The sequence below is a fragment of the Acinetobacter sp. YH16031 genome, from assembly GCF_013417335.1.
Taxonomy (GTDB): Bacteria; Pseudomonadota; Gammaproteobacteria; order Pseudomonadales; family Moraxellaceae; genus Acinetobacter.
In genome coordinates this window covers 1-3054 of sequence record NZ_VPED01000096.1, presented here as the reverse complement: position 1 = coordinate 3054, position 3054 = coordinate 1, and the positions used below count along the sequence as shown (strand labels likewise).

4 protein-coding genes are annotated in these 3054 nt (G+C 30.4%); all 4 read left to right on the top strand.

The window, feature by feature from the left end:
• A partial coding sequence (locus FTV31_RS16110) for a replication initiation protein (protein WP_180015677.1) occupies positions 1-829 on the top strand: 829 nt, incomplete at its 5' end.
• The gene (locus FTV31_RS16105; RefSeq protein WP_179991633.1) at positions 826-1098 is read left to right on the top strand and encodes a hypothetical protein; all 273 of its coding nucleotides are present in this window, start codon (positions 826-828) and stop codon (positions 1096-1098) included. The genes FTV31_RS16110 and FTV31_RS16105, both read left to right, overlap by 4 nt.
• A 344-nt stretch (positions 1099-1442) precedes the next feature.
• Positions 1443-2186, top strand: a complete 744-nt coding sequence (locus tag FTV31_RS16100) for a serine/threonine-protein kinase (protein ID WP_179991632.1) — start codon at positions 1443-1445, stop codon at positions 2184-2186.
• Complete coding sequence (locus FTV31_RS16095; protein ID WP_179991631.1) at positions 2183-2950, top strand: PP2C family serine/threonine-protein phosphatase; 768 nt, start codon at positions 2183-2185, stop codon at positions 2948-2950. Before FTV31_RS16100 ends, FTV31_RS16095 begins: the two co-directional genes overlap by 4 nt.
• The last annotated feature ends 104 nt before the right edge of the window (positions 2951-3054 follow it).

The window sequence follows — 3054 nt, the reverse complement described above, 5'->3', positions numbered from 1 at the left end:
TCCGATTGCTAGAAATATCGATGCAAGTGAACAAGATCAAATATTAATATCAGCTCAACAATTTGCTGATGATTGTGGTATCAAAGTCAATTCTGCTTATAAACAAATTGAAAATGCATCAAAAAAATTAGTAGACCGGTCTTTTTCATACGTTAACGATAAAGGAAAAAAGGTCTACTCTAATTGGGTAATTGATGCTACTTATGAAGATGCAGGGATATCTTTAAGATTTACATCTATTGTTTTGGTGATGTTAAAGATTTTAGATAAATATAATCCATACACTCGTTATAAAAAGGATGTAGTTCTAAAATTAAAAAAAGACTACTCAATAGACTTTTACCATTTGGCGAAAAAAAATCAGGTAAAAAATGGCTTTGAATTAACGCTAGATGAAATGTTTACAGAATTTGGTTTACCTGAATCTTATAGAGATTTGAGGAACTTAAAACGAAGAGTTTTGAATAGTTCATTAGATGAAATTAATAAATTTACCGATATAACAGTTGACTATAATCCAATTAAAAAAGGGCGTTCAGTAATTGGCTTTAAATTTATAGTAAAAGAAAAACCAAAGCCCAAATTAGTAGAGCGTCAGCGAGATCAAAACACCATAGACATGTTTTTCAATCTATCCGATGCTCAAATTAACAAGTACAGCACTATTTTATCTCAACTCTCTGAACTATCAGACCTAAGTAACTTTCCTGATTATCCTGCTTTTGCCCTTTGGATCGGTGGCATCTTACGAGATCCGAAAAGTGTAAGGGAGGAAACCGCAAAACGAATTTTTAAAGCTCTGCATAGCAAAACGGATTTTAAACCATGAGAACTAAAGTTGAATTAGCCGCAATGAGTTGTGAAGAACTCAAAGACTATGAGCAAAGTTTACTAGCTCTGTGGACACCAAGAATGGCTCTTGAAAGTGACATTGAAAGGTTCTGCACTCAACGCAGAGAATTATTGGAGGTTTTTAATCAATTAAAAAATCCTGATGCTCCTGAACATGAACGTTTAAAAAATTCTATTTTATCGCTCAAATATAAGATTAAAAAATTAGAAGATAAATTGGATAATCTTATTCAAGATAATCGCTGAAATTATATAGATTTAATTATTCAGATTATTTAAGTAAAACTGTGAAACATTGCCTAATATTTAGGCGTAGAACATGAAAAATCAAGTAAAAAACCCCTGTTCACAGTCAGGGGTTTTTCGAAATGGATTATATTGTTGAATTATAAGAAGTAAAAATTAGCATTTCGTATAAGGTGTATTATGTTAATTTTAGAATTTCTTAAAATTAATTGTCTATAACAAAAAAATTTCATTCCAAATATTAATCATAATTTTTATTAATTTATGAGAAAATGCAGAAAATATAGTAAGTAATTTATACCTAATTATTTTTATAAAATTTTAAGTTTGTAGGAGCATAAATTTTGGAAGTTTACAGACACTCAAGTTATGAGTTCCAAGTTGTTGACAAAATTGGAGCTGGAGGATTTGGTGAAGTATACGAAGTGGCATTACCTACATGTGATTTTAGATATGCACTAAAACGATTTGCTCCACAAAAAAATATTGCTGAAGCTTCTCTATTTTCTGAAGGTGAACTATTAGAAAGATTCCGTCAGGAAATGAGATATCAGACAAATTGTACTCACAAAAATATAGTTTCTATTTGTGTAGTCCATCAAGGCGATGCTCCATTTTTTGTAATGGATCTTGCTGATTCTGACTTGAATAAGCTAATTAAAAAAGACCTTCTTTCTAATGAGGAAAAGATTAAAGTTATTCTAGATGTTCTGGATGGTTTGGAATATCTTCATAATAAAGGACTAGTTCATAGAGATATAAAACCAGAAAATATATTACTTTTTAATGGAGTATATAAAATTTCAGATTTTGGACTAATTAAAAATTTAGCTCCTAATGCACATCCTAACGATGTTATGAGTGCAATTGGTCTATGTCTTGGAACAACACGATACATGGCTCCTGAAGTTGAAGAAGCTGCGCATTATTCGCATCTTTCTGACATTTTTGCACTAGGCGTGGTCATGTCACAATTACACATAACAGAGCTAGCTAGCATCGCAAATAAGTGTACTTCCCAAACGGTTAGGTTCCGATATCAATCGATTGCTGAAATCAGAAACGATATTCTAAGAGTGATAAAATGAAAATTACATTAAGTTGCGTTTCATCTTTTTCAGAAGCAAGAGATAAATTTTCGCCTGAAAGAAGTAAACAGAATGAAGATTCACTAATTGTGCCTCTTAAAAAAAGTAATGGCTTTTTATTTGGGGTTGCTGATGGTTTAGGCTCATATCATGGTGCAAAAGAAGCATCCTATTTCGTTTGTAACTATATTGAAAACCTTCAACAAATTAGTCACGAATACTTAGAACATTCTTTAAAAGAAGAACTCAAAATCAATTTTCAAAATTTTATTCAAAGTCAAAATTCTGAATACATTAAGGCCTCTACAACTCTCTCATTTTGTTTTTTAGATGATAGTGGTTTGAGCATTTGGCATATTGGCGATTGTAGAGTTTATATCAAGCAAGATACTAAATTAATTCAACTTACGAATGATCATACTCAATATCAAAAGTTACTTGATAAAAAAATATATAGTAAAAAGGAGTTAAACGAAAAAAAGATAAGTCAAAGTACTTTAACAAATGCGATTTCATCTTTCATTGATTTAGATAATGACTATACATTTATCCCCTATGACTCTTTAAAAGATGAATATGGAGAAGAAATGTCAGTATTTATAATGTCTGATGGTGCATATCATTTTTGGGATCAAAGAAAAAATTTCAGTAAAGTCACAATGAGCGACACTATTAAATTTACTAATGCTCTAAAAAGAAGGATAGAGAATAAAGGTCCAATTGATGATTACACATTAATTGGAACAAAATTTTATTTAAAATAGAATCTCTTATATGAAGTAGAAAAGCCTAACATTAGTTAGGCTTTTCTACTTCATATACAATTAAAATGTTATGCAAATGCCAATAAATCATCATACGGTCTAAT

Coding starts and splice junctions, on each gene's coding strand:
- FTV31_RS16105 (WP_179991633.1), top strand. CDS start 826: ATGAGAACTAAAGTTGAATTAGCCGCAATGAGTTGTGAAGAACTCAAA.
- FTV31_RS16095 (WP_179991631.1), top strand. CDS start 2,183: ATGAAAATTACATTAAGTTGCGTTTCATCTTTTTCAGAAGCAAGAGAT.